The 1,084-nt window shown below is 28.5% G+C and carries 1 pseudogene; it reads right to left on the reverse strand.

The features are described 5' to 3' along the window. A pseudogene (locus tag RGC78_RS16105) lies at window positions 1-1,084 on the reverse strand (RHS repeat-associated core domain-containing protein); the annotation flags it as partial.

Here is a 1,084-nt window from a genome sequence, read left to right on the forward strand (position 1 = left end):
TATTAAGGTTCTTCCTGATGCACTCTTACTTTCAAGTAATTTTTCATCATTATATGTGTAATTATACATCATATTTCCAGTGTATGCATTATTAAGTGTTCCATCTGGATTGTATTTAAATCTTTGACTTATTACATTTAGCTTATACTTTTCATATTCATTAGCTTCATATTTAGAGTTATTATTTTCTGTTATTTGATGATTTTGCTCTTCTAATTTTTGCCTTTCTTTTTTCTCTTTCATTCTTTCTGTAAAGCTTCTACGACGTGGTGCTTGATTCATTGAGATATTTGAAATTCTCTCTTCTTCCTTCTTTTCATCTTCCTCAGCTTTTCTTGCTTCTAAAGCTATTGCATCCTCATCCATTTGATATGCTTCAACTGAAACTATATTTCTATCAATATTATATTTTCTATCAACATGATTTTCATTTCTATCAATGTGCTTTATTAAATTTCCTTCTTCATCATAATAGAAGTATTCACTATTTCCTTCTTGATCTTTTATTTCACATACTTGTCCTAAACTATTATAGAAGTATTCAATAGTTCCACCGTTTGCATCAGTAGTTGAAGTTATATTTCCTGCATAGTCATATGTGTATTTCTCTATTCCACCTTCTGGAGTTGTTATTTGAATTATTCTTCCCCAGTCGTCTAAAAGATAACTTGTTTCATTTCCATTACCATCAGTAATTCCGGTAATATTTCCTCTTGCATCATAGCTATAGCTTTGAGCTTTTTTATTTTCTTTCTTTGAATTTGGAGTTACAACATCCTTTATTTGACCTAATAATGTATAAGTATATTCAACCTTATTATTTTCTCCATCCACTGAAGTTTTTAAATTCCCTTTTGGATCATACGTATTTTTAGTAACTGTTTCTCCTAAAGCATTTTTGACTTCAACTACTTGTCCTTTTAAATTATAAAAATAAGTTGTTCCTACCCCATTATCTTTTTCACTATCATATTGCTTTGGAAATACTTGTTTTATTATTCTATCATTTTTATCATAAAATAATCTTGCTGTATTTCCACTTACATTAGTGAAATGAGTAAGTCTATTTTGTGAATCATAAGTA

The organism is Clostridium aquiflavi (genome assembly GCF_031344075.1).
GTDB lineage: Bacteria > Bacillota > Clostridia > Clostridiales > Clostridiaceae > Clostridium > Clostridium aquiflavi.